The sequence below is a fragment of the Cryobacterium sp. 10I5 genome (assembly GCF_035019865.1).
GTDB lineage: Bacteria > Actinomycetota > Actinomycetes > Actinomycetales > Microbacteriaceae > Cryobacterium > Cryobacterium breve_A.
Genome location: NZ_JASJVI010000192.1, coordinates 1 through 1,114 on the forward strand (window position 1 = coordinate 1; position 1,114 = coordinate 1,114).

The window sequence follows — 1,114 nt, forward strand, 5'->3', positions numbered from 1 at the left end:
CTGAACGATACAAATCACGCATCTGAACAGTGGGGCTCACTCGCACCACAGGTGGTGCCCATCGAAGCCAATATTCAAACAGGGCCGGAAACGCCCACAGTTTCAAGAGGTCAATGCAACGCACGCGGCGCTGAAGACCTCATGAGGAGTCTGCCATCTCAATGTTCTCCGTGGGCGGTTGTTGACTGGCGAGTAGCCCGAGTTGGTAGCGCTAGTCCGGCGAGTTGGTGTGTGATCTCGTGACATCGTGGACACTGGATCTCATCACTTCGTAGACGCTGGGTCTCATGGCTTCGTGCACAGCTACCGCCCTGGCTCGCCGAGCACTGAGGGGAGGTCGGTCTGGCGCTGGGCGAACTGTTTCTGATACTCCGCGTTCTTGTGTTCCCAAGGCTTCGTCGGGTGGGCCACGCTGACGCCCTGAATAGAGTACGAGGCGACGTATCGGCCTCGGACGTTCAGCGCGACCATCGGCAGCGGGAACGAGAACACGATCTCAGCGGTGACAGGGTCGGTGAGCAAGAACGCGTCGTCGGTGATCGTCCGATAGAACGTGCGGTCGGCGTACGTTGTCGGCAGGGACACGTGGTAGCCCTGAAAGTAGACCTGCCGGTTCGCTTTAGTGACCCCCACGAGTGACTGATCCGTGGTCTGAGGCCGCGCGCTGTCGTCGGGCAGGATCTGCCCGGTCTTGGAGATCGTCAACGACGCCCGGTGAAGGTCAGACTGTCGTCGCGCGCGAGCCTGCCGGTACTCTGAGGCTTTCGCTTCCAGCACCGACAGCGGGATCGGCTCGGTCGCCGGCGTGTGCTCGAGTAGGTCCCACGCAGCCCGCGGCGTGGCGTGTTCGAGGGCTTGATGCGGTCGGCGGTTGTTGTAGTGCTCCCGGAATCGCTGGATCCGGGCACGGAGCTGCTCGAGAGTTACTGGCCGGTCGGCGTCGAGGTAACGGATCAGCGTCTGGTGGGAGCGCTCGTTCTTCCCCTGAGTGGTGGGCTTGCCCGGCAACCCGCTGATCGGCATGGTCCCCTTCGATGTGTGTGTGATCAACTCTTTGTAGGCCGTTTCGGCGCTGGATTCCTGCCAAGTTAGCGGCTGGTTTCCTGCCAAATGA

At 61.5% G+C, this 1,114-nt stretch carries 1 protein-coding gene; it reads right to left on the reverse strand.

What is annotated here, in order from left to right; genetic code table 11:
* Positions 1 to 303: 303 nt before the first annotated feature.
* Positions 304 to 1,114: integrase core domain-containing protein (locus QN350_RS19635; RefSeq protein ID WP_323517187.1), on the reverse strand; the 811-nt coding region annotated here is incomplete at its 5' end.